Below are 25317 nucleotides of genomic sequence, written 5' to 3' on the forward strand. Positions count from 1 at the left end.
AAAAGGAGGCGTCCCATGTATTCGTTATTTGACCCAACATCAGATGTAAAAACACCGTTCTTGTTTTTTACTGGAAAAGGTGGAGTAGGGAAGACATCTGCAGCAAGCGCAACAGCTGTGGCACTTGCTGACCAAGGTAAGAAAGTATTGCTAGTTAGTACGGACCCGGCCTCTAATTTACAAGATGTCTTTGAAGTAGACTTAACGAGTGAACCGAAAGAAGTTCCAGGAGTAAACGGGCTATTTGCATGCAATATTGACCCGGAAGAAGCGGCAAGAGCATATCGGAAAAAAACGGTTGGACCATATCGGGGGAAATTGCCTGATTCGGTAGTAGCGCAAATGGAAGAACAGCTGTCGGGAGCGTGTACTGTGGAAATTGCTGCATTTGATGAATTTTCTCAACTGCTTGCAGACCAGTATATTGTACAGCAATATGATTATGTGCTGTTTGATACCGCACCTACTGGCCATACCTTGCGTCTATTATCGCTACCGACTGCCTGGTCCGGATATTTGGAAGAATCGACACATGGTGCATCCTGTCTTGGACCATTATCAGGGCTTGGAGAAAAGAAGGAAATGTACGGAAAAGCGGTTGCAGCTTTATCTGATGCTCATAAAACGACATTAATGCTCGTTGCAAGACCCGAGACTTCTTCTTTATTGGAAGCAAATCGGGCATCACTGGAACTAAAAGAAATTGGTATTAAAAATCAAATGCTCATCCTGAATGGGGTTTTTCAAACAGAAACAAATGATCAGGTGGCACAAGCCTTTTATCAACGTCAGCAAAAAGGATTACAGGAAACACCGGTAGAATTAAAACAGCTGGAGACGACATATCTTCCTTATATCTCCTATTCCTTAACAGGTGTGGATCATCTTCGGTGGTTTATGAATGGGGAACTGTATTTGGAAGATGAAGCAAGCCATCGTGTAGAACCCATTTTATTAGATCCATTTAGTCAAGTTATAGATGATTTCTCTCAAAAGAATACGAGGGTCATTTTTGCAATGGGAAAAGGTGGAGTGGGAAAAACATCCGTTGCCTCTGCCATTGCTGTTGGACTTTGTGAAAAGGGACATAAGGTACATTTAACAACGACAGATCCTGCCGCCCATTTGGATTATGTGTTCAAAGGTGATACGGCCAAAGAAAACCTGACCATCAGCAGCATTAATCCGGAAAAAGAAGTAGAAAAATATAAGCAGTCTGTGATTGAAAAAGCCGGAAAAGATCTGGATGAGGATGGATTGGAATATTTAAAAGAGGATTTGGAATCCCCTTGTACGGAAGAAATTGCTATTTTTCAGGCATTTGCGGAAGTGGTGGATCAGTCGGACAATGAAATGGTAGTCATTGATACTGCTCCAACTGGTCACACGCTTTTATTGCTTGACTCTACAGAGGCTTATCATAAGGAAATGAGTCGTTCGACTGGGGAGATACCGGAGAGCGTTCGAAAATTATTGCCGAGGCTTCGAGACCCGAAAGAAACTTCGGTTGTTATCGTTACATTAGCTGAAGCAACTCCGGTTTTAGAAGCAGAACGCCTACAGAAAGATTTAAAACGGGCAGAAATTGAGCCGTCATGGTGGGTTATTAATCAAAGCCTGTTTGCAACAGGTACAACCGACCCGATTTTAAGTGGACGTGCTTTTAGTGAACGGGTTTGGATAAATAAGGTGAAAAGAGAACTATCAGCGAATACTGCGCTTATTCCTTGGATGGAAGAAGAAAAAGTTGGCTATGACACGATAAAAGAATATGTTTAGGAGGAAATTAGATGAATATTACAGATAGCGCAAAGCAAAAACTAGAAGTGATTTTTCAAGAAAAAAGTACAGATAGTATCCGCTTCTATTCGGTCGGGGGAGGTTGCTGCGGACCGCAAGTCGGTTTATCTTTGGATCGCCCAAATGAAGCAGATGTCATTCAGGAGATTAACGGTATTAAGGTAGCAATCGAACAGGAAGTAAAAGGCACCGTAGCTGAATTAACGCTGGATAATGAAGAAACACCAGAGGGTGCAAGGTTTGTCTTTATTGGCATGAATCAATGCTGCTAGAAGAATATTCGTTACAATCTTAGAATGTCGGAGGAACATGTTATATGAAAATAGTAATCATAGGCTCTGTTGCAGCAGGTACATCCGTTGCAGCGAAAGCAAGAAGAAACGATGAAAATGCAGAAATTACGCTCTATAATGCGGACTACGATATTTCCTACTCTATATGTGGTATTCCATATTTTCTAGGTGGAGAAGTGGATGAATTAGAAACCTTAACACCTAGAAGTGCGGAATGGTTTAAAAAGCGCTATAATGTTGATATTTTAACACGTCATGAAGTGACTTCTATCGATGTGAAGCAGAAAAAAGTCTCCGTTAAAAACCTGGAAACGAATGAAATGATAGAAGACAGCTATGATACGTTGGTTTTTGCTACAGGAGCAACAGCCGTCACACCGGACATCGATGGTACCGATTTGGACCATGTCTTTCAAGTACGAACCATTCAACATACAGCTTCCATTCATTCTTACATGAGTAAACATAATCCAAAGAAAGTAACTATTGTTGGTGCTGGTTTTATTGGATTGGAGATGGCAGAACAGCTTAAACATAAAGGGTTGGATGTCACGATTTTGCAGCGCAGTAATCAAGTCATGCCACACTTGGATAAGGATATGGCCTTTAGAGTGGAAGAGCATATAGTCAATAATGGGGTTAACTTATTACTAAATGAAGAAGTGGCTTCCATTTCAGCACAGTCGGTCGAAACAAAATCCGCTAAGAGAATTGATTCAGATATGGTCATTATCGCAACAGGAGTAAAACCAAATACGAAATTAGCTGAGGAAATTGGCGTTCAAATCGGGTCTACCGGAGCGATTCAGGTAAATCATAAAATGCAGACGAACTTACCTGATGTTTATGCGGTTGGGGATGTTGCAGAAAGCTATTCCGTCATTACGGGGGAACCGATTTATCGCCCATTAGGTTCTACTGCGAACAAGATGGGGCGAATTGCTGGGGATGTCATAACGGGTGGAGATTTAGAGCACCGGGGCATTCTTGGAACAGGTATTTTAAGAGTATTTGATCTTGCTGTGGCGCATACTGGATTAAGTGAAAAGGAAGCACGTTCCAAAGGATTTGATATCGAGGTGCTTCATAATATTAAACCGGCTAGTGCGGATTATTTAGGTGGAAAACCATTAGTAATCAAAGCAATTGCTGACAGAGAAACAGGGCGCATTCTTGGGGCACAGGCTGTTGGGGAGAATGGAGTTGATAAACGTATTGATGTATTGGCTACTGCCATTAGTTTTAAAGCGAAGGCCGAGGATTTATTCCATTTGGACTTAGCTTACGCACCCCCGTTTAGTACGACAAAGGATCCTGTCATGTATACCGGAATGGCTCTTGACAATGCGTTGAAGCAACAAAACCGCCTAATGACACCAGAAGAGTTAACAGAGCGGATCGAAACAGGAGAAAAACTCCAAATTATTGATACAAGAGCAGCGAAGCAATATGAAGCCTCGAACGTGAAAAATGCAGTAAATATACCATTAGCTAAATTACGCGTGGAAGCAAAGGAACTAGATCCGGACATTCCGACAGTAACGTACTGCAATAGTGGGGTAACAGGTAATGCCGCACAAAATGTTTTAAGAAATTTAGGTTTTAAAGAAGTATATAATTTGTCAGGTGGAAATAAGAATTATCAAAGTTATACGAAACAGAAGGATAAGTAACATTTTCACCTATATCTCCTCTGGTATTCGTATAAAAATATGTCCCTTTTCAAAAACTAAGGTGAACGTGAAGACGTTAGGAGGGCATAATATGGCGAATAAAGCAGGTAAAAATAGACAATTTAAAGAGAGAAAAAATCATGGTGAAACACGAAATGGCAGAAAGAGTCAATATAAGAACTCTAATCCGCATGGTGGAGAGACACCGAACGAATATGTAAATGATGAGAACTAATGAAAAAATCAGTACCGCTTTTTGAGTGGTACTGATTTTTTGTTACATAGGAAAATGTAAGCTATAAAATACGAATATGCACTATGCTTTTTTTGGTTTTTTTTCTTTTCCTTTCTCCTCTTCTCCTACTAATGCAATTTTTGCTTTTCTCCGTTTTTCCTTATCACTTAAAACAAATACAGTATCGCCGTTATGAATGACGGATGTCCCAGTAGGTGTCAGTAATTTCGTGCTTCTATTTATACCGATGATTAGTGTGTTTGAAGGCAATGGTAAATTATTAAGAGATTTGCCTATGGCTGGTGAGTGCTTGTGAATGGTTACCTTCATAATTTCAGAATCGGTATTACCAAGGTTAATCAGTTCAATGGTTGCCTGACTGTCATCTTCATCTCCGGTTAGTTTTAGTTTTTCAGCAAGCCAGGATAATGTCCCCCCCTGAACAAGTGCTGATATGAAGACTACGAAGAAGACGGTGTTGAAAATTAAGTTACTGTTTTCCAGGCCAGCTAATATCGGGTAGGTTGCTAATACGATAGGTACTGCACCTTTTAAGCCTGCCCAGGAAATAAATATTTTCTCGTTCACACGATACTTCATCCATAGCAAACTAATGAAAACTGCAATTGGGCGTGCAACAAACATGAGGATAATGGCAATGAGAATACCCTCCCAGAATACCTCAACCAAATCACCAGGAAATACGAGCAATCCTAATAAGGTAAACATGACGATTTGCATCATCCATGCAAACCCTTCACTAAATCGAAGGATAGAAAACCGATACGTTAAATCACTATTTCCAACGAATACAGCCATGACATACACCGCAAGCAATCCACTGCCACCAAGGGAATCTGTAACAGCATATGTAAAAACAGCTGACCCTAATGCAAGTACGGGATAAAGACCGGAAATATCCAATTTAATATGATTAATCACTAATACTGTCAGCTTACCGAGTAAGAGACCTATCAACAACCCAAGTCCCATTTGTAAAAAGAAAGTTCCGATAGCAGACCAAATAGACATATCCGGAATCTGGATTAAATCAATTAATACGATCGTTAAGAATACAGCCATTGGGTCATTGGAACCAGACTCAACCTCCAATGTTGCCGTTAGACGTTTCTTGAAATTTTTATTTCCTAAAACAGAGAAAACTGCGGCAGCATCGGTGGATCCGACAATCGCTCCTAGCAGCATTCCTTCCAATAGGTTGAAATTTAATATATACATGGCAGCTAATCCGGTTATAAAAGTCGTGACTAGTACACCAAGTGTGGCAAGAGAAACAGAGGGCCCTATAACCGGCCGGATGTTGGACCATTTTGTTTGCGTACCACCATCAAAAAGAATAATAATGAGGGCTAACGTTCCAATAAACTGAGTCATTTCAACATCTTTAAAGAATAGAAAATTGTTAAGGAGCATCCCAGCAATTAGGAAAAGGACTAGAGCGGGCAATCCCAAACGTGAAGAGAATTTTGTTGCCAGTACACCAATGATTAGCATAATTGAAACTAAAAATAATAAACCACCTACAACACTCACGTTAACCAATCAATCCTTCCATATCTATATAATCTTATTATAAAGCGAATTATGCCAAAAATAAAACTTACCATCTTTTTTATATTATAACTAGAGCAGTATACTTATGACCCAAGGAGTAATAATCGATACAACCATTGCACTAATGATCATGGCAATAGAACTTATCGATCCCTCGACTTCACTGTTTTCCAATGCGGTTGCTGTACCGATTGCATGGGAAGCACTTCCAAGACCGATTCCTCTTCCTAAATAATGATGGATTTTAGTGTATTTAAAAATATAGGAACTTAATACAGCACCACTAATTCCAGCTATCATGACAAAAACAGCTGCAAGAGGGGTAATTCCTCCTAGAGAATCGGTGATGGCCATGGATACAGGTGTCGTTACAGATTTGGAGCTAATCGTATAAAGAATTTCATGTTCAAACCCTGCCCATTTTGCAAGAATGACACCAGTAGTAATACCAACTACAGCTCCGAAGCTTGTTCCAATAAGGATGGGCATAACCAGTTTTTTTAACAGTTGCCGCTCTTTGTATAGTGGGTATGCTAATGCTACAACCGCTGGACCGAGCAACTCACTTATCCAGTCACCGCCAACCATATAGGTTTCATATGGTATGTCCAGTGCTACCAATAGAATGATAATTATCAATGTTGAAATGAAGATAGGTAATGTAAAAGGAAAATGAAATTTGGTGTGGATAATTGATGACAGTTTATAAATAAGTATGGTGCCTAAAACCATACTAAACGCTATTAAAATATCAATCATGTTTTGCTTCCTTTCTCATGATAAGCCATTGACTAATCCATCCGGAACTAATCATGACGAGAATCGTGCTTAAGATGACAATGATGACCAGGAGGACTCCTCTTCCCCGAAACAAATCAAAATAGCTCATGATTCCGACCGTAACCGGAATGAAAAATAGGGTGAGATGACGAACCATAAATTTCGTCCCGTCCTCAATACAGGATAATTTTACCGTGTTGGTCACCAGCAATAAGAAGAGAATAATCATTCCGATGACACTCCCCGGTATTAATAAGTGAAATGTTTGCTGAATCCAATTCCCTATTAAGAAAATAGTATACAAGATTAATAGGTGCCAAGCGATTTTTAAGATATGAAGCACGTTTTTACAACTCCCATTACTATTAATAATAATTATTAGTATAGCAAGACTTATATACAAAAAGAAGGATTCAGAATCGACAACAATTTACTCTCTTCGGAGTATTCTGACAAGATAGGCTAAATTCCTACGACAAAATCTACAAATTTACAAAAGCTTTACATTCACATCATACCTTCTTTACAATTAAATACTATACTAAGAAAGTGAGACGAGGATACTCGTTTAATAATTTAAGTTCATATTAGGGGAGGACAATTAATTATGAATTTCAAGAAGTATCTTATGTTCCTTATCATTGCAGCTCTAGCAGTTGTACTAGTAGCTTGTGGAGGAGCAGGGGAAGAGGAAGAAAACACCGAAGAACCAGCTGAAGAAACAGAAGAAGGCACTTCAGGAGACGATGCAGCTGAAGAAGAAACTGAAGAAGCTTCTGATGAATTAGAAGGAAATGTTGTTATTGATGGATCTGGTACGGTTTATCCATTAATGTCTAGACTAGCTGAGGAATATATGATTAATGAACAGCCAAATGTATCCGTAGAAGTAAGTCGTGCAGGTACAAGTGCTGGTTTTGAAAAATTCTTAGTAGAAGATGGAACAGATTTTAACGATGCATCTCGTCAAATTAAGGATGAAGAGCAAGCAAAAGCAGATGAATTAGGTATTGAAGTAATGGAATTAAAAGTAGCATTAGATGGTTTAACTATCGTAATTAACCCTGAAAATGATTGGGCAACAGAATTGACAGAAGAGCAAGTTATTGATATTTTCTTAGGAGAGTATACAAATTGGTCTGAAATTAATGCTGATTGGCCAGATGAAGAAATTCAAACTTATGGTCCAAATGAAAATCACGGTACTTATGAATTCTTTTATGAAGAAATCCTTGATGAACAAGATTTAGTTGACACAATCGATCTTCAACAGGAATATTCAACTCTTGTAACACTAGTAGCTGAAGATACGAATGCAATTGGATTCTTTGGTTTTGGTTACTATGATAACAACCAGGATCAAGTACAAGCAGTAGGTATTGACTTTGGTGATGGTCCAGTTATTCCTTCACTTGATACAATTGATGAAGAAGGTCCTTATGAAAACTTCACTCGTCCAGTATTTACGTACTTAAATGTAGATAATGCGAAAGAAAAACCACAAGTTGCTGATTATGCAAGATACGTATTAGAAAGCATTAATGAATTTGCTGGTGAAACTGGATTTGCTCCAATTCCTGAGGAAGAAGTACAAACTCAACTAGATGAATTAGAAGCAGCTATTCAATAATAAAAAGTACAACTCACAATGAATCTTTTATAAGATGAGGGCCCTAGTGTGCTCTCATCTTATTGTGAGTTAATATGCAGGAAGGAGTCACAGTAGAAATGTCGAAAAACAGCGAAGCAAAGAAAGAAGCTGTTAATGTCAGCGAAATGATTGCGCAAAATAAGAAGAAAAAAAATATATCTAATCTATTTGAAAAACTGATTCCTACCATCTTATTTCTTCTTGCATCGATAACCATCTTAACAACGCTAGGAATTTTATATACGTTATTAAGTCAGGCTATTGAGTTTTTTAAGAGAGTTCCAATTTGGGAATTTTTTACTGGTACAGTATTGAAACCTCTGAGTCAAAATCCGGAATTTGGACTACTGCCTCTAATTAATGGTACGATTATTTCCACTATTATCGCAATGTTTGTTGCAGGCCCAATAGGTCTAATGTCTGCAATTTATTTAAGTGAGTATGCATCTGATCGTGTACGACGTATACTAAAGCCGTTGCTGGAAATTTTAGCTGGTATTCCAACAATCGTATACGGGTTTTTCGCGTTTACATTTGTAACACCTATAATCCGAGCTATCTGGCCAGAGGTAGAAGCAACTAATATTTTAAGTCCTGGTCTAGTAATGGGGGTTATGATTATTCCGATGATTGCATCACTCTCGGAAGATGCAATGACATCTGTCCCTAATGCAATGCGTGAAGGTTCGCTGGCTATGGGGGCTACAAAATTGGAGACAACCTTAAAAGTAGTAATTCCTGCTGCATTTTCTGGAATCATTGCATCATTTGTTCTTGGTATTTCCCGTGCTATCGGTGAAACGATGATTGTAACAATTGCTAGTGGTAGCTCCAAAAACTTTACTTTTGACATTACTCAATCTATGCAGACAATGACTGCATATATTGTTGAAGTCGCTGGTGGGGAGGCTCCCGCTGGGTCGACCATATATTATAGCTTATACGCTGTTGCGTTAACGCTATTTGTATTCACACTAACTATGAATTTACTTGCACGGTATATCTCTCGTAAATTTAGGGAGGAATATTAATGATTAAACAAGTTGATGCGACACAATTAAAAAGCAAAATGAACTCCCGAGTTAGAAAAAATGCTATATGGAAATCTATTTTCCTCCTTTCCACCTTATTCGGATTACTTGTCCTCGCCGTTTTAATAATAAGAGTAGTTATGCAAGGTGCTAGCTGGATTGATATAGACTTTCTAACAGGCAGATTATCTACAAATGCTGATCGTGCGGGTATTATGGGAGCACTACTAGGTACAGTATGGGTTATGCTCGTTGTTATCCCGGTGACGCTTATCATAGGTGTAGCTACAGCGATTTATTTAGAGCTTTATGCGAAAAGAGGGAAGATTCAATCATTTATTGAAACGAATATTTCCAATTTGGCAGGTGTACCTTCGATTGTTTACGGTCTACTTGGTTTAACTATCTTTGTTCGATTAATGGACTTCGGCAATGTGGTATTAGCTGGTGGTTTAACGTTATCACTTCTGGTATTGCCGATTTTAATTGTTTCTGCCCAAGAAGCATTAAGGGCAGTTCCAGCTCAATTGTCTGAAGCATCCTATGGTATGGGAGCGACAAAATGGCAAACGATTAGAAGAATTATTTTGCCTGCAGCATTACCAAGCATTTTAACAGGTTCTATTTTATCATTGTCACGTGCCATTGGTGAAACAGCGCCATTAACGGTACTCGGAATACCAGCATTGCTGATCCCGTTTCCGGGGGGTCTGTTTGATACCTTTACTGCGCTGCCAATGCAAATCTATTATTGGACATTGGATGCATCATTGGTCGCTGAATATGCAAACCTTGCTGCAGCAACGATTATCGTTCTGCTTGTCCTATTATTTGTACTGAACTCTGTGGCAATCTTTATTCGAAACAAATTTCAGCACAGATATTAATTGGATTAGAGTTATGAACAAGAGCTTAAGTGCATGTTTGGTGACTCGTACGTTTATAATATGAGTGTAAATAAGCAAATATGCCAAATCTTTAAGGAGTGGGAAAATGAGTACTCTTGCAAATAATAAAATGAAAGTACAGGTTAAATCAAAGCAAGATGAAGAAACGGAAGCAGCAACTGTAGAATCGGGTAAGATTGTTTATGATACAAAGGATTTAAACTTATGGTATTCTGAGACACATGCATTGAAAGATATCAATTTAGAAATTAATGAAAAAGAAGTAACAGCGATTATCGGACCATCCGGATGTGGGAAATCGACTTATATTAAAACGCTGAACCGTATGGTGGAGCTCGTTCCAGGTGTTCGAACTACAGGAACTATCGCCTATAAAGGGAAAAATATTCTAGACCGATCCTTTAAAGTGGAAGACTTAAGAACCCAAGTAGGGATGGTATTCCAGAAACCGAATCCATTTCCTAAATCCATTTATGAAAACATCACTTATGGTCCAAAGATCCATGGAATCCGTAATAAGAAGATACTCGATGAAATTGTTGAAAACAGTCTTCGCGGTGCTTATATTTGGGATGAAGTCAAAGATCGTTTAAATGAAAATGCGTACGGACTTTCTGGTGGGCAGCAGCAACGTTTATGTATTGCACGTGCTCTTGCGGTTCAGCCAGACGTTATCCTAATGGACGAGCCTACATCTGCATTGGATCCGAAATCAACACTTAAAATTGAAGAGTTGGTTCAGGATTTGAAAAAAGAGTATTCGCTCATTATCGTGACACATAACATGCAGCAAGCTGCTCGTATTTCAGATAAAACAGCTTTCTTCTTAAACGGTGAAGTAGTGGAATACGATAAGACAAATACGATTTTCACCAATCCATCAGATAGTCGTACAGAAGATTATATTTCTGGTAGATTTGGATAAAATCAACTGAATTTACTTATATGATTAGCGCTGCAAATATTGGGCGCTATTTTTTAATCACGTGATTAACTAGCTGTAAGACCCTTAACGAGAAGAATTCGAGATGCCTCAAGAATTCTAAGTGGTAGGGGACGGGCAGCCAGTAAACTGCTGATTCTTTCAGAGGCCTGCGGGTCTCACTTTGTGGTACTAACAATCAGTAGGGGATGGAAACCACCCCCCTGCTGATTGAAGATTCACTTTATATTCTTTTCTGCTGAATAAGAGAATACGTTAGTCCAATGGCTTGTTGGATGCTAAGTAGTTTAATTCGATTATAATAAAAAGCAATTAAAAAAAGGAGCGTCATTCATATTGATGAATGATGCTCCTTTTTTTTACTTGTTCTTATGCGAATGTACCGTTTTTGACTTAGTTACCGAAAAAGACTTATGGGGTACTTTTCTTTTTAAATGATAGGACACTGTTCTTCCTTTTTGGAATACAAAGTATCTCATAAAGATAAAGCTCGCAGCAGAAGAGATAATCATCGCTGCCCCTTTTGCGATGTTTTGTTCAGCAATGGTTGGAATTGGCAATATTCCTAAAAAGAACGACCCGCCAACAAAAACGATATTGCTTATAATTAAACTTATCAATGCTTGAATGAGAAAGTAAAACGCTTCTTTTCTGTTTTTAGATGCTGTTTTTCGAAATGTTAAGTTGGAGTTCCATAAATAACTGTTCGCAACCGCTAACATATAGGAGATGGTATTGAACAAAAGTAAAAACAAACTGTTTTCTGTAGGCCAAAGAAATAGAAGCAGATTTAATGAACCGATATCAATTAATGCATTCAATATACCTATAAGACTGAATTGGATGGCCTGAAACACTATTTCACGGTTTTTGGTAGGAATAATGGGCATGATCACACCTAGATTCTACATGAGATTAAGTAAGTTCTATTTGACAAGTAAATCGTATGCTTACAGTGACATAGTATTCCTCCGTTGAAGAATTGTATTGTAAAAAGATAGTTTTGAAATTTCTTAATGGCATTTTATCATAAAAGTAAACGACGACCAAGGGAGTTTCTACCCCATAGGTGCAATCTAAACAATCTTTTAACATTTAGGAAATAATCTGTGCAAAAATGTGAATACTATACAAGACAATATTCGACAAAATCCGGGAAGTGACAGGCACCAAAAAGTGTTATAAGTAACCCCAAAGATATTGTGACGGAGCAATTATTTTGATTAATACCCCTATTTTTGAAAAAATAGAGGTGTTTAAAGGAGAAGAAAGGGGTATTGGACAATGAAGGTTTTATTAATTGGGGCTAATGGACAAGTCGGAAAACGCATTGTGCGACTATTAAAAGATAGCAATGATCACACATTAAGAGCGATGGTACGCAGTGAGGAACAGGCAGAAGCGTTAAAAAATTCCGGGATGGAGGCAGTGATTTCCAACTTAGAAGGCAGTGTGGAAGAAATAGCAGAGGCAATCAAGGGATCTGATGCAGTAATTTTCACAGCTGGTTCCGGCAGCAAAACAGGGCCGGATAAAACGTTGCTTGTTGACTTAGATGGAGCGGTTAAATCGATGGAAGCTGCAGAAATGGCTGGAGCTAAACGCTATGTAATGGTGAGTGCATTTCAGGCACATAATCGGGATAGCTGGAAGGACAGCCCAATTAAGCCATACATGGTTGTCAAACACTATGCGGATCGGATTTTAATGACAACTGATTTAAACTATACGATTGTTCGTCCTGGTGGATTAATCAATGAGAATGGTACAGGAAGAGTGGCAGCAGCAGAGAACTTGGACAGGGGAACCATTTCACGTGAGGATGTGGCCAGAACAGTTGTAGCCTCTTTAACGGAAGAAAACACATATAAGCGCTCCTTTGACTTAATGTCCGGTGATAGTACTGTGGAAGAGGCATTGAAGAATTTGTAAAAGTAAGGTGGGCTCTCGTGCGTTAGGGGAGCTCCTCTCTTTCCATCTGAATGCACATTATAAAGTAAAACTTCAATCGGAGGGGCCTTTGCTCTCCCCTCTGACTGATTGTTAGTACTACAAGGACAGCCCCCGCAGAATACTGCCTGCCCTTCTCCACTTGTTTTTTCTCGAATTCTTCAATTAGGGGTCTTACAGCTTAGTTACTCGATGAATAAATCCTATAAGCATATCAAATATGGGGAAAACTCGTATTCGCTCGTCTTTTAGTGAATGTGTTTATCACGTGATTAACTGGATATAAGACCCCCACTTCAAAAATTCGAGATGCCTCATCAAGAATTATAAGTGGGGGACCAACCAGCCAGTAAACTTCTGATTCGTTCAGAGGCCTTTAGGTCATACCCTTGTGGTACTAACTATTAGTAGGGGATGGACCCCCCCACTGATTGAAGATTCACTTTACTTTTCTTTATACTTAGGAATTTAAAGTTTTAGCTAGATTCCCCACTTCTTGGCCAAAATTTTACACTTTTCTAACATGTAAATAAAAATTTTCAAAAAAACACTTGAATTATTATGCAAAATGATGCATAATAATTCATTAATAGCACATATTCGAGAGGGGATATCATTAATGAAGGATAAAATAGTTTTAGCTTATTCTGGTGGACTTGATACATCCGTAGCAATTAAGTGGTTACAAGATAAATATAATTTCGATGTCATTGCCGTGGCGCTTGATGTAGGTGAAGGGAAAGACTTGGATTTTGTAAAGAAAAAAGCCATTGATGTTGGTGCCATAAAATCGTATGTTGTAGATGCAAAATCATTATATGCAGATGAGTTCGTGTTACCTGCATTACAGGCAAATTTATTATATGAAGGAAAATATCCATTAATTTCAGCATTATCACGTCCATTGATTGCTAAAATTTTAGTGGATATTGCAGAAGAGGAAGGTGCAGTTGCGGTTGCGCATGGCTGTACAGGAAAAGGAAATGACCAAGTACGCTTTGATGTTTCCTTTACCGCATTAAATCCGGAGCTGAAGATCGTTGCACCGGTCCGTGAATGGGCAATGTCCCGTGAGGAAGAAATTGAATATGCAAAAGAAAACAATATTCCAATTCCAATTGATTTAGATAATCCGTTTAGTATCGACCAAAATCTATGGGGACGTAGTAATGAATGTGGTGTACTGGAAGACCCTTGGGCAGAGCCGCCGAAAGAAGCATATGATTTGACTGTTGACCCTGTAGAAGCACCAGATGAGCCACAAGTAGTTCAGATTACATTTGAAAAAGGGAAGCCAGTATCCCTTGATGGAAAAGCACTTCCACTAGATGAACTCATTTTGGAATTAAATGAGATAGCTGGAAAACATGGTGTGGGACGTATTGATCATGTCGAGAATCGTTTAGTTGGAATTAAATCACGTGAAATTTATGAAGCACCTGCTGCGATGACCTTGATTGCAGCACATCAGGAATTAGAGGCATTAACATTGCCAAGAGAAGTTGCTGAATTCAAACCAACTGTAGAACAGAAATTAGCTCAAACCGTTTATTACGGTCAATGGTATTCACCATTAACAGCAGCACTTCAAGCTTTCATTAAAGAAACACAGGAACATGTATCTGGTACGGTTAAAGTGAAACTGTACAAAGGTCAAGCACAGGTAGTGGGACGTGAATCTGCTAGCTCTTTATATGACTTTGACCTTGCAACCTATAATAAAGACGATGCATTTGATCATGAAGCTGCACTAGGCTTTATCAAACTATGGGGACTACCAACAAAAGTTCATGCATCCGTAAACCAAACACATGCGAAAGACAAATCAACAGAGAAAGTAAAACTGGAAGTAAAGGAAGCTGTTAAACCGTGAAACTATGGGGCGGACGATTTACAAAACCAACCAATGAACTAGTAGATGAGTATACAGCGTCCATTTATTTTGATAAAAAATTAGCAAAATACGATATCCAAGGAAGTCTCGCCCATGTAGAAATGTTGAAGGTTTGTGAGATCATCTCGAGTGAAGATGCCGACAAAATAGCAGAAGGGTTAAAGAAAGTAGCCGGTAAAATTGAAAGCGGAGAAGCGGAGTTATCGGCAGAAAATGAAGATATTCATATGAATGTCGAAAAGCTTTTAATCGAGGAAGTTGGTCCTGTAGGTGGGAAACTGCATACGGGACGAAGCAGAAACGATCAGGTTGCACTGGATATGCGCTTGTATTTGCGGGAAGCACTGGTTGATTTGACCAGTCTTCTCGTAAAAGTACAGCAATCCCTTTTGAATCAGGCGAAACAAAATCTGGATACGGTTATGCCGGGGTATACCCACCTGCAGCGGGCCCAGCCGGTATTATTTGGACATCATATGATGGCATATGTATTTATGTTTCAGCGTGATGTAGAACGGCTAAAAGACAGCTGGAAGCGGGTGAACAAATCACCGCTTGGAGCTGGTGCACTAGCAGGAACAACTTTTCCAATTGATCGGGAATTTGTTGCTGATCAATTAGGTTTTGATGGGATTTGTGAAAACAGTCTGGATGCGGTAAGTGACCGTGATTTTGTCGTGGAGTTTTTATCCAATGCATCTCTTGTATCGACACATTTATCCCGGCTTTGCGAAGAAATCGTGCAATGGTCGAGTGCGGAATTTAATTTTGTGGAATTGGATGATGCGTTCTCAACGGGAAGCAGCATGATGCCGCAGAAGAAAAACCCAGATGTAGCAGAGCTTGTTCGTGGCAAGACAGGTCGGGTATACGGTCACTTAATAGGAATGCTTACGACGTTAAAAGGATTGCCATTAGCGTATAACAAAGACATGCAGGAAGATAAAGAAGGCATGTTTGACACGGTGGAAACCTTAAAAGGTGCGTTGGCTTTGTTTGCTCCAATGGTTGAAACGATGCAAGTGAAAAAGGAAAACATGTACAATGCAGTGAGAGAAGACTTCTCTAATGCAACGGATTTAGCGGATTACCTTGTTGGAAAGGGTATGCCATTTAGAGAATCCCATGCAGTGGTTGGGCAAGTGGTGTTGTATTGTATTCAAAATAACAAATATTTGTTGGATCTGACTGTAGAAGAGTTCCAGAAATATTCCAGTTTGATTGAGGATGATATTTTTGACGCGCTTACCCCTGAAACAGTGGTGAATGCTCGAAATGTTGCTGGTGGTACAGCAAAAAATAGAGTGGAAGAGCAGATGGAAAAGGCATCTGTGTTTTTAAAAGTCACAGAAGACTGGATTGAAACGCAAGGGAACTTAATCAATGGTCAGTTGAAAAAATAAAGTAAATGGTGCTCAGAATGTTCTGGGTGCCTTTTTGTTTGATTTGGTTATGTTTTCACATACATAAGGAAAGTGAAGAATTTTAAATCTGGATATTAAAAAAACCAAAGTATTGCAAGAACAAAACTGATGCAAAACTTAGCTAAGAATCGCATGTTTCATCTCTCCTTTTTATCTTGGCTCTTTTCGCATGCTTTGTTGCCTTGTTTCTTTATATAAAACATGTCATAAAAAACAATTTTTAACAGCCTTTAACTTCATGGTACAGAAGAACTATTAAATCACTGCAAGCTGTATGTGAACTTTTTGTAAAAAATGTATAGAATGATGAGGATTTGGATATGGTGAGTAGACGAACGGAGACCCTAACTATAAAAGGATTGTGCTTATTTCAGCACAATCCTTTTATACCAACTGTCAACTAGTGGCGTTTGCTTAGCCAAAGAACGCCGGATTTTGCCAGTCTGGGCAGAAATCCAATCATTGGGTATTTCATCATATTGCCGAACCCGTCTGTCTTGCCTAGAGAACCGAGCGTCCCCTTCAGCTTGATCTCTTTCGGTTTTTTTGGTTCTTTATGATGAAACACTGCAAGTAATACCTCGGCGACTTGCTCTCCCTGCTGCATGGCCAATTGTGCACTTGGTGAGTGTTCGGAGGCAGCACAATCACCCAACACATAAATATTTGGCTGCGCTGGTACTTGGTAAAATTCATTCGTTATTATTTTTTCGTGCTGATCTTTATCAACTGGAAGTTCTCGAACTAAATAATTCGGGCGAACCCCCGCTGTCCAAATAGTCACATCGTTCAGGTAACAGACACCGTTATTGCAAACCCCATCTTTTTCCACGTATTCCACATTGGAATGGTGGATGACATCTACATTATTTTCGATAAACCATTTTTCAACATATTCCTGTATTTTTGAATCAAAGGCTTTTAAAACAGTTGGCCCACGATCTAACAGTCTTATATTTAAATCTGGTCTGCTTTCTCTAATTTCTGAAGCAACTTCTATTCCACTTAACCCGGCACCAATAACCGATACCTTTCCATAAGCCTTTAAGTTAGAGACGGACAGTCCAGCATGTCGTGCTTTTGCAAAGGTTTGAACACTTTCGGTAAACTCCTTTGCTCCCGGAACACCATGATAATTATCTTCACAACCTAAACCGATCACTAAATAATCAAATGGAAGAGGATCTTCTCCATCTTCAAATAGAATTTGCTGTTTGTCGGTGTCAATTTTTGTTACTTCACGAAACAGATATGTTACTCGATGATCTTCAGGGAATTCCACCCGCACGTCGGTTTCTGCTGAGGTTCCGGCTGCAATTGCATAAAACTCAGTTTTTAGCGACCGGAACGGATTTCGGTCCACAACAAATATTTGTATATCTTCAGGTAATTGATAGTCCAATAATCCATTTAATACTTTGATACCACCATATCCCCCGCCTAAAATGACAAGCCTTTTCATGTAATTACCCCCCAAAGTTGAAACCCTTTCGTTATTATCCACATTTAGATTATCAGAGTTTGGGATGGCTGTCACGCCCTTGACAAGAATAAAGTGTTTGTTACGTATGCCTTTAAACATGCTGTACTATTTTATGAAGAATTGCCGGAAATTAAACATGTTAAATACCCTATGATAGACCCACGACAAAATACGACAAATTTCGGAAAGTGACAGGCACCCTGGAGGGAAACGGAGACACCTACGGGAATAGTGACCACAGTAAGCACCCTAAAAACGCGATAGCACGTGTGGGCTCACGGGTTGCCCTAAGGTACGCGTAGTATTTCCGCGAGCGGTAGGTACAACACCAACTTAGCATCTAAAGTTAGTCAAGAATTTATACACGACAACCATAAAAAGCAACTAAACTTATCAAAAGCCCCCCTTAGTTATAAAAAACGTAAAGTAGATGCTATTTTCCGAATATGCGGTTCATCCGCCCATAGAATAAAAAAGTTATAGGTTGTTTCATTTATTTCAACTGGTTCGGGGTAGGTTACAATGAGTGCAGCCTGCTGATTCATTTCCAAGGGCTGATCCTCAGAAGGGAAAATAAAGCATGCTCGTTCCCTTTGGATGGTAGTTTGAACTATTTCCGGCATGGAACCATATGGCATAAGTGTTTGAAAGGCTTCCCCATGGCAAACTTCATCTAAACTTTCTCCTGATATCGCTGAAATTTGGAAAAATCCATCCGTACCTTCAAACCGCTCCTCCGTTACTTGCTGCCAATGGGCTGGATATTGGAAAGTAACCCGATACTGTTGGTTTGTATAAGTACGTTCCATCACAGGAGGCATTTTTACAGGGGGAGCCCATTGCAGAGAAGCAATGACAAATTCTCCTTCAACCAATTTAATTGGAACCGGATGCTCTAAGTCGATCATCCACATTTCACGAGCATAGCCCTGCTCTGTGCATCCAGACAAATAAGCCATTCTCCTGCCTTCAGGTGACCAAGTAACAGGACTTGCAAAACAATTGGAAATCGCATGAATGGTCTCGTTTTCTCCACGCCTTCCTACTGTTCGAATTTGATTATAATATTCCCTGTCTTCATACGCCGTAGCACTATAAGCAATCGTTCTGGAGTCTGGATTCCATCTTGGAAAATAGTTTTTCGCTAGTGGGCCACCTTCCAAACCATATATATTTCCAGTGGAAAGTTCAATGGTATGAATAAGCGATATGCTCACACCTGGGGTAGTGTATAAGACAAAGCTGCCGTTAGGAGATAATCGAACATTATGAAGTGGACCGTCTGTGTTATTCGTTATTCTCCTTCTTCCTGTACCATTTGTAAACATCCGATAAATTTGGCTTATGCCATTCTCATCAGGTGCTTGAAAGAGAATCTCCGTCCCGCTCGGAAACCAGCGAACATCTGTTGCACCTACTTGTTCTATGGTTGAAAAGGTATGGTCTGTAACATTATAAAGGATAATCTGATTTCTTGTGGAATAAGCAAGCCTAGTACTATCTGGTGACCAATCCAGACTTAAGTTATCATTTTCGGCAAATTGATCCAGATTTGCAAAGGATTGTTCGGCGACATTCACTAAATATAAGATTCTATTTTCCCCTGCAAAGGCAATTTTCCTGCCGTTAGGAGACCATTCAGGAACGGAAAAGGAATCGGCTAAGCCACTTGTAAGCGGAGTGATGGAGCCGTCTTTTAAATAATAAAGCCAAATATCATATTCACCACCGCGATTCGTATTAAAAGCAATCATTCCTTCCCCTCCAGGAGGAGCATACGGAATCTGCAGCCACATGCCTGGAAAGATATAATCGGATGGTAGCTGATTTACCTGCTGCAGCAGTTCTGTATTTCTTCTGCCATCTGTACTCACGTTAAAACGCCCAGCCAACTCATATAATGTATCACCAGGTTGAACAATGTAATAAGGCAAACCAGGAGGTACATAAAGTAATTGGTCAATATAAATAATGTATGGGGGTCTCAGTTGATTACTTTGAATAAGAACGGATGGAGGAATGCGGAATAATTGGGAGATGCTATAAACACTGTCACCTGGTCGAACACGATAGCGAAAGACACCTGGTGGAATGGAAAGCTGTTGACCAACAAAAATAAGATCTGGTGAACGGAGGTTGTTTGCAGAAATTAAAGAGGCAATCGGTATTTCCCAACGACTTGCGATATTAGATAGTGTATCGGTAGGCTGCACCGTATAAAAATATTGCATGAAATCCCTACTTTCGGTATAAAACATAATGGTTGCCATATGTATATGCATTCATTTCTTGTATCATGTTAGAAATGATAAAGTGATTCTTGAATCCTTTTCCCACTGAGTTAGATGTACGAGTCAAGGGTTCACTGGCTACAAGTCTCCCACTTATCATTCTTGAAGGGAAGGTCTTACAGCCGGTTAGTCACGTGGTAAAATGAAATAAAGTGAACCAAATAAATAACATCATTTGTAAAGATACGATAGAATAGGTAAATTGGGAATGAACAATATGTTTTGATGAAGGAGTAAATAATGAACAGAAAACAATCACTACCATTTACCGTTTCAAAAACGGAAAACTTTTTTGAGCGTTTGGGGGACTATGTCGGGGACGTGTTCTACGATATTCTGCCTGAGCAAGGGTATGAACTGCGTGATGAACAAATTTATATGGCATTTCAGCTGGAACAGGCATTTAAACAGAAGCGAACCATTTTTGCAGAGGCAGGAGTTGGTACGGGGAAAACCTTTGTCTATTTGCTGTATGCAATCTGTTATGCTCGATATAAAGGGCAGCCTGCTATTATTTCCTGTGCGGATGAAACATTAATTGAACAGCTTGTAAAAAAAGACGGAGATATTGAAAAGCTCGAAAAAGCGTTAGGACTTCATATTGATGTTCGTCTCGCGAAAGCACGTGAGCAATATGTTTGTGTGCGTAAACTCGATGCGATAGTAAATAAAACGAGTGATGAGGCGATTTCCAAAGTATATGACGAAATACCGGAATTTGTTTTCGATACAGGGAAGTCGATGAAATCCTTTGAAAGATATGGGGACCGAAAAGAGTATCCGTGGGTGTCAAATGAAGTATGGGAAAACATCGCCTGGGATCCATTGCAGCAATGTTCTACCTGTGAATGGCGGCATCGTAGTGGGCAAACACTGAACCGGGAATATTACCGACATGCAACCGATATTATCGTATGTTCACATGACTTTTATATGGAACATATTTGGACAAAGGAGTCACGCAAACGAGAAGGGCAAATGCCACTCTTACCAGAAGCAAGCGCAGTCATTTTCGATGAGGGGCATTTACTGGAGTTCGCTGCACAGAAGGGCCTAACCTATCGATATAACTTAGATACGATTACGAAAGTACTTACAGGTTACATGGGACAGGATGTGCGTGAAGAATCACTGATTTTAGTGGAAGACATTTTAATGGGGAACGATGATTTATTTGATATGTTAGCAGATGCTTCCCATGCAGTTGCAGGTTCCAATCGCAGAGAAGTCGCTCTTACAAATGAAATTATTCAAGCTGTAGAAGGACTTTTTGGCAAAGTAAATAAATTGCTGGAGGAACTTGTTTTTGATTCTGAATTATTCACCATGGACGATTATTACATGAAGATTATGGAAGAGTTCTTGGAGTTTTTCTCAAATGGATTGGAGATTCTTTTAAAAGATAATAAGGGAATCTATTGGCTCGAAGAAAAACAGGATACGACGAGTCTGGTTATCATGCCGCGTCTTGTGGAAGATGTTCTTAGAAAAGAGGTATTTTCACAGAACATGCCATTTGTTTTCTCATCTGCAACCCTTTCCCAAGCTGGAGACTTTACGTATATAGCCAACAGCTTGGGAATCGAAAAGTATGATTCTTTCTCGGTAAATTCGCCATTTAATTATGAGAAGCAAATGAAGTTATTTGGACATACAAATGATAATGGGAAGTGGGGGCAAATCGCCGAAGCACTTCGTGAGAATCAGGGCCGTTCGTTATTATTATTTTCATCCAAAGAAGAAATGGATCAATATCGAAGTTCGGCCGAGCAAGAAGAATTTCCTTTCCCCATTCTTTATGAAGGGGATCAGGAAATCAGTGAAACGGTACGGAAATTCCAAATCAATGATGAAACCGTATTGTGTGCATATCACCTTTGGGAAGGGTTGGATGTTCCTGGGGAATCATTAACACAAGTGATTATTTCATCCCTCCCATTTCCGCCAAATGACCCCGTGTTTAAAGCAAAGCGAAAACACGCGTCCCAGCCTGAAAAGGAAGTAGATCTCCCATACATGCTGCTTCGTTTACGCCAAGGTGTCGGCCGATTGATTCGGACAAGTGAGGACTATGGTAAGGTGCATATTTGGATGAGTGTGAAAGAAAAAGAGAACTATTTACAAGAAATAGCCGATGTATTGCCTGTGGAAATCATAATGTAAAAGTCAAAACGAGCAGTCGTTAATCCCAGCTGCTCGTTTTTTGATTCAGGTATTATCGACAAATTACGACAAAAACCGGGAAGTGACAGGCACCTATTTGAGTAGGTGCAGGAAGTGGTGGAGTATTTTGGCGGTTAGGCCCCATACTACTTTTCCGTAGTATTTATAGAATAATTCATCGATGTGACGCATTTGCCATTGATAGTTCTCTCCGCCGATAATTAAATCAAATGGAAAGTCATCTTCTGGTTTAATTTCTAAATAAATTTTATACGTTTCCGGCTCATTTTGAAGTAAGTAGTTCAGTGGAATGGTAAAGATTTCTCCTACTTCATCCTCGTTTGGAATAATCTTATCGGGGTTTTTAATGTGTCCAATGAAAGGATAAATGATCCTGCCCATGTCTGCCACAACATAGTCGAGAGGAATGACATCTGTAATATCGGTTTCTTTCAAGCCTAACTCCTCTGTTGTTTCTCTTATGGCACAATGCTTTGGAGTCTCGTCTTCCTCATCAATTCTCCCGCCTGGAAAACAAATGTCACCTGGTTGTGTCCGTAACTTCATTGATCGAACCTCAAACAAAACATGTGTCTCGTTTTCGATTTCAACAAGTGGAAGCAGCACGGCAGATTTAAAATAGTTTTTCTCCCCTAAAATAGAAGGTTTCCGGCCTTTTAATTTAGTTATAATATCGATTGAATCCATTTTGCCACCTCCATTGAGCAAATAGTTACTGTCTATTATACAGAAAATCCAGTAAAAATTAATCCCTCCTGATAAGGGATAAGACAAATCTAAACTTGGAGTTAACATTAATATAAACCAACTATAATTTCTATGAACCAACTGTGTCCAGACTTTAGATGGAATAGTATGATTAATGAATGGATTACCCCTTTTCCAGCACGATTTCCCCGGAAATGCATACCTAAAAATTAAATAGTCCAAAAATAACCGTGACAGTGAGCATGGAATATGTAATAATAACTTAAAGATTGGGTAAATTGAATTTTTACGAAAAAGTCATTCAACAGAGTAAAAATTTTAAAGTCCCAAGTAAAACTCAAGCGTTTTCTTTATTAAGAAATGGCTCTATGAGTTTTCTAACTAATTTCTTCCAAAGAGGTGCCCTAAATGAAATATGTATACTCTGGTAAAACAAAAGATGTTTATGAATTAGAAGATGGAAACTATTTGCTGAAATTTAAAGATGATGTTACAGGTGAAGACGGTGTGTTTGATCCAGGTGCAAATTCAGTGGGACTTTCCATTGAAGGAGCAGGAAAAGCAGGGTTGAAGTTAAGCCAGTTTTTCTTTGAAAAATTAAAAGAGCAAAATATACCGACGCATTTTGTGGATGCGAATATTAAAGAAAAAGAGATGAAAGTAGTACCTGCAACAGTGTTTGGCCAAGGCTTAGAAGTAATTTGCCGTTTTCGTGCGGTCGGAAGTTTTCTAAGGAGATATGGTCGATACGCAAAAGAAGGCCAGCATTTGGATTCCTTCGTGGAAGTAACCTTAAAAGATGATGAACGTGGTGATCCACCAATTGGTCGCGATGCATTGCATATGCTTGGAATTCTAACAAAAGAGGAATACGGAATTTTAAAAAATCTAACGAAAGTGATTTCCCAAGTTATTAAAGACGAATTAGCTAAAAAGGGAATAGAACTTTATGATATTAAATTGGAGTTTGGCAGAAATGAAAATGATCAGATTATTTTGATTGATGAAATTTCCGGTGGCAATATGAGGGCTTATAAAGATGGAGAATATGTCCATCCATTAGAATTGGAAAAATTATTATTGGGGCCGTCACCAGTTACCATAACAAAATAATATGGGAAAGGAGCTGAATGCCATAAAGGTTTCAGCTCCTTTTTCTGGAATCCGATTCGACAAAATCCAACAAATTCCGGGAAGTGACAGGCACCATATGACAGTTGTCATATCGTTTTGCTTACGTTTATGACTTATAAAGTTTTCCATTTGCTCGTAAACTACATAGTAAAGGTAAGAAGTTAAATTGCATTTTAGGAGGAAATCATGAGTAAACAAAAACAAGCACAATTGCGAAAAAGTGTTGCCTCTTTTGCAACTGCAGATATAAAGGCAAGTATCATACAAATCGCCAATTCATTTATTCCATTCTTTCTGCTTTGGTATCTTGCATATCAAAGTTTATCCGTCTCCATATTGTTAAGCCTCGGATTTTCTATCGCAGCAGCAGGTTTTGTCGTTCGGATCTTTATTATTTTCCATGACTGCACACATATGTCATTTTTCAAAAATAGTAAAGCCAACCGAATATTAGGGACAATAACCGGGATTATTACACATTTCGCTTTTGAAAAGTGGAAAAGATCGCACTCCATTCACCATGCTACAAGCGGTAATCTCGATAAACGTGGAACCGGAGATATTTGGATTATGACCGTGGAGGAATATGCCAATGCTTCTATTTGGGGTAAACTAGCTTATCGGCTTTACCGCAATCCAATTATTCTATTTGGATTAGGACCACTTTATTTATTCCTGATCGATAACCGGTTTAATCGAAAAGGAGCTAAACCGAAGGAGCGCTGGAACACGTATTTGATTAATACTTCGATTGTTGTAATATATGCGCTTTTGATTTGGGCAATTGGATGGCAGGCATTCTTAATGGTCCAACTCCCAGTTCTATTCGTTGCAGGTTCGTTAGGTATTTGGTTATTTTATGTCCAGCACCAATTTGAGGATTCTTATTTTGAAAATGAAGAAGAGTGGGATTATGTAAAGGCGGCTGTGGATGGAAGTTCTTATTATAAACTGCCAAAAATCTTACAATGGATTACCGGTAACATTGGATTTCACCATGTTCATCATTTGAGTCCAAGAGTGCCAAATTATCAATTGGAAAAGGCACATGAATCAACCCCACCACTTCAAAATGCAACGACGATTACATTGAAATCCAGCTTGGAATCCATTCGATTCCGTTTGTATGATCAGGCAAGTCGTTCCTTTGTAAGTTTTAAAGAATATAAAGCGTTGCAAAAGAATAAAAGCACCAACCTGAAAATAAAAATGAGCAGAGCTAAATTCCAAGAAGAATAATCACCAAAAGACCTTCCTCTTAAAAAAGTGGGAGGTTTTTCTGTTTCGCGTTAGGAAAGTAAAAATGTTAGATAAGGGGTGAGTTAGACTTATCTGAAGTTTTAACGTCCCAAGTATATGG

At 39.1% G+C, this 25317-nt stretch carries 21 protein-coding genes; 14 read left to right on the forward strand and 7 right to left on the reverse strand.

Annotation, left to right across the window (positions count from 1 at the left end; all coding sequences use genetic code 11):
* Positions 1-15 precede the first annotated feature (15 nt).
* The 4 genes from arsA to GMJ66_RS20405 all read left to right on the forward strand — a co-directional run bounded on the left by arsA (position 16) and on the right by GMJ66_RS20405 (position 4001).
* Positions 16-1779 carry an arsenical pump-driving ATPase gene (gene arsA, locus GMJ66_RS09425; protein WP_156290075.1) on the forward strand — a complete coding sequence of 588 codons (1764 nt, stop codon included), beginning with the start codon at positions 16-18 and terminating at the stop codon, positions 1777-1779.
* Positions 1780-1790: 11 nt separating this feature from the next.
* A complete protein-coding gene (locus GMJ66_RS09430) occupies positions 1791-2072 on the forward strand; it encodes a HesB/IscA family protein (protein WP_156290076.1) in 282 nt (93 codons plus the stop codon).
* Between the two features lie 44 nt (positions 2073-2116).
* A complete protein-coding gene (locus GMJ66_RS09435) occupies positions 2117-3766 on the forward strand; it encodes an FAD-dependent oxidoreductase (RefSeq protein WP_156290077.1) in 1650 nt (549 codons plus the stop codon).
* 91 nt (positions 3767-3857) lie between these two features.
* The gene (locus GMJ66_RS20405) at positions 3858-4001 is read left to right on the forward strand and encodes a hypothetical protein (RefSeq protein ID WP_197046654.1); all 144 of its coding nucleotides are present in this window, start codon (positions 3858-3860) and stop codon (positions 3999-4001) included.
* An 81-nt stretch (positions 4002-4082) separates the two neighbouring features.
* Here GMJ66_RS20405 and GMJ66_RS09440 read toward each other — a convergent pair whose 3' ends face one another.
* The 3 genes from GMJ66_RS09440 to GMJ66_RS09450 all read right to left on the reverse strand — a co-directional run bounded on the left by GMJ66_RS09440 (position 4083) and on the right by GMJ66_RS09450 (position 6699).
* Positions 4083-5555, reverse strand: coding sequence for a potassium/proton antiporter (locus GMJ66_RS09440; protein ID WP_156290203.1), 1473 nt, complete (start codon positions 5553-5555; stop codon positions 4083-4085).
* Positions 5556-5645: 90 nt separating this feature from the next.
* Positions 5646-6335 carry an LrgB family protein gene (locus tag GMJ66_RS09445; RefSeq protein ID WP_156290078.1) on the reverse strand — a complete coding sequence of 230 codons (690 nt, stop codon included), beginning with the start codon at positions 6333-6335 and terminating at the stop codon, positions 5646-5648.
* The gene (locus GMJ66_RS09450; RefSeq protein ID WP_156290079.1) at positions 6328-6699 is read right to left on the reverse strand and encodes a CidA/LrgA family protein; all 372 of its coding nucleotides are present in this window, start codon (positions 6697-6699) and stop codon (positions 6328-6330) included. Before GMJ66_RS09450 ends, GMJ66_RS09445 begins: the two co-directional genes overlap by 8 nt.
* A gap of 264 nt (positions 6700-6963) precedes the next feature.
* Between GMJ66_RS09450 and GMJ66_RS09455 the strand changes: the two genes are divergently transcribed.
* From GMJ66_RS09455 to pstB, 4 genes are all read left to right on the forward strand, one after another.
* Entirely contained in the window at positions 6964-7986 is a 1023-nt protein-coding gene (locus tag GMJ66_RS09455) for a PstS family phosphate ABC transporter substrate-binding protein (protein WP_156290080.1), read from the forward strand.
* A 98-nt stretch (positions 7987-8084) separates the two neighbouring features.
* Positions 8085-9038, forward strand: coding sequence for a phosphate ABC transporter permease subunit PstC (gene pstC, locus GMJ66_RS09460; RefSeq protein WP_156290081.1), 954 nt, complete (start codon positions 8085-8087; stop codon positions 9036-9038).
* The gene (gene pstA / locus GMJ66_RS09465) at positions 9038-9925 is read left to right on the forward strand and encodes a phosphate ABC transporter permease PstA (RefSeq protein WP_156290082.1); all 888 of its coding nucleotides are present in this window, start codon (positions 9038-9040) and stop codon (positions 9923-9925) included. Before pstC ends, pstA begins: the two co-directional genes overlap by 1 nt.
* Positions 9926-10031: 106 nt before the next feature.
* Positions 10032-10871 carry a phosphate ABC transporter ATP-binding protein PstB gene (gene pstB, locus GMJ66_RS09470; RefSeq protein ID WP_156290083.1) on the forward strand — a complete coding sequence of 280 codons (840 nt, stop codon included), beginning with the start codon at positions 10032-10034 and terminating at the stop codon, positions 10869-10871.
* Between the two features lie 377 nt (positions 10872-11248).
* Here pstB and GMJ66_RS09475 read toward each other — a convergent pair whose 3' ends face one another.
* Positions 11249-11779 (reverse strand): GtrA family protein, encoded by a 531-nt coding sequence (locus GMJ66_RS09475; protein ID WP_156290084.1) that lies wholly within the window; start codon positions 11777-11779, stop codon positions 11249-11251.
* A gap of 394 nt (positions 11780-12173) precedes the next feature.
* On the opposite strand from GMJ66_RS09475, the gene GMJ66_RS09480 reads away from it, so the two are divergent.
* The 3 genes from GMJ66_RS09480 to argH all read left to right on the forward strand — a co-directional run bounded on the left by GMJ66_RS09480 (position 12174) and on the right by argH (position 16136).
* A complete protein-coding gene (locus GMJ66_RS09480; protein ID WP_156290085.1) occupies positions 12174-12821 on the forward strand; it encodes an SDR family oxidoreductase in 648 nt (215 codons plus the stop codon).
* Between the two features lie 637 nt (positions 12822-13458).
* Complete coding sequence (locus GMJ66_RS09485) at positions 13459-14712, forward strand: argininosuccinate synthase (RefSeq protein ID WP_231514884.1); 1254 nt, start codon at positions 13459-13461, stop codon at positions 14710-14712.
* On the forward strand, positions 14709-16136 hold the full coding sequence (argH, locus tag GMJ66_RS09490) for an argininosuccinate lyase (RefSeq protein WP_156290087.1): 1428 nt from the start codon (positions 14709-14711) through the stop codon (positions 16134-16136). The genes GMJ66_RS09485 and argH overlap by 4 nt, the downstream gene beginning before the upstream one ends.
* A 421-nt stretch (positions 16137-16557) precedes the next feature.
* Here the strand turns inward: argH and GMJ66_RS09495 are convergent, their stop codons facing one another.
* Together GMJ66_RS09495 and GMJ66_RS09500 are read right to left on the reverse strand one after the other, a co-directional pair.
* Positions 16558-17619 carry an NAD(P)/FAD-dependent oxidoreductase gene (locus GMJ66_RS09495; RefSeq protein WP_156290088.1) on the reverse strand — a complete coding sequence of 354 codons (1062 nt, stop codon included), beginning with the start codon at positions 17617-17619 and terminating at the stop codon, positions 16558-16560.
* Positions 17620-18050: 431 nt separating this feature from the next.
* Positions 18051-19871: a LysM peptidoglycan-binding domain-containing protein gene (locus GMJ66_RS09500; protein WP_156290089.1), complete on the reverse strand. Its 1821-nt coding sequence runs from the start codon at positions 19869-19871 to the stop codon at positions 18051-18053.
* Between the two features lie 300 nt (positions 19872-20171).
* Here GMJ66_RS09500 and GMJ66_RS09505 point away from each other — a divergent pair, with 300 nt between their 5' ends.
* Entirely contained in the window at positions 20172-22094 is a 1923-nt protein-coding gene (locus GMJ66_RS09505; protein WP_156290090.1) for an ATP-dependent DNA helicase, read from the forward strand.
* A 93-nt stretch (positions 22095-22187) separates the two neighbouring features.
* Here GMJ66_RS09505 and GMJ66_RS09510 read toward each other — a convergent pair whose 3' ends face one another.
* On the reverse strand, positions 22188-22802 hold the full coding sequence (locus tag GMJ66_RS09510) for an NUDIX hydrolase (RefSeq protein ID WP_156290091.1): 615 nt from the start codon (positions 22800-22802) through the stop codon (positions 22188-22190).
* A 429-nt stretch (positions 22803-23231) separates the two neighbouring features.
* On the opposite strand from GMJ66_RS09510, the gene GMJ66_RS09515 reads away from it, so the two are divergent.
* Complete coding sequence (locus GMJ66_RS09515; RefSeq protein WP_156290092.1) at positions 23232-23936, forward strand: phosphoribosylaminoimidazolesuccinocarboxamide synthase; 705 nt, start codon at positions 23232-23234, stop codon at positions 23934-23936.
* A gap of 207 nt (positions 23937-24143) precedes the next feature.
* On the forward strand, positions 24144-25196 hold the full coding sequence (locus GMJ66_RS09520; RefSeq protein ID WP_156290093.1) for a fatty acid desaturase: 1053 nt from the start codon (positions 24144-24146) through the stop codon (positions 25194-25196).
* Positions 25197-25317: the final 121 nt, after the last annotated feature.

Origin of the sequence: Oceanobacillus salinisoli (genome assembly GCF_009733865.1) — a bacterium.
GTDB classification, from domain to species: Bacteria; Bacillota; Bacilli; order Bacillales; family Amphibacillaceae; genus Oceanobacillus; species Oceanobacillus salinisoli.